Source organism: Amycolatopsis sp. SID8362, assembly GCF_010550475.1.
GTDB classification, from domain to species: domain Bacteria; phylum Actinomycetota; class Actinomycetes; order Mycobacteriales; family Pseudonocardiaceae; genus Amycolatopsis; species Amycolatopsis eburnea.
Map to the genome: position 1 here is coordinate 1 of NZ_JAAGNB010000044.1, position 402 is coordinate 402.

Annotated in this window: 1 pseudogene; it reads right to left on the reverse strand. The window is 75.6% G+C overall.

The window, feature by feature from the left end:
- Nucleotides 1-402, reverse strand: a pseudogene (locus G3I65_RS01390) (hypothetical protein); the annotation flags it as partial.

Here is a 402-nt window from a genome sequence, read left to right on the forward strand (position 1 = left end):
CGCCGCCCGCCGGGCGCACCGCGATGACGACGTCGTGGGCGTCGAGCACGGCTTCGACGCCGTCGCCCGCCGGGGTCGGGGTGCCGAGCTGCGGCGTGAACAGCACCAGCTCGTCCGGGTGGGTGCAGGTCGTGTCGTGCAGCGGCCGGTCGGTGGGGACGTCGCCGGGCTCGCCGCAGTTGCGGATGACGCCCGGCTTGCGGTTGACGCCGTTGACCGGGTGGCCGCCGACGGTGACCGCGGTGCGCGGGACGCCGATCGACGGGCGGTCGCCCAGCAGCAACGCCGGACGGCCGGTGGTGGCTTCGCTCTGCTGCACGCCTTGGTAGACGCCGGCGCCGGCGGGCTCGCCGGGGATGCCGTCGCGCGGGTCGATGACGAAGAAACCGCCGTTGGTCCCGA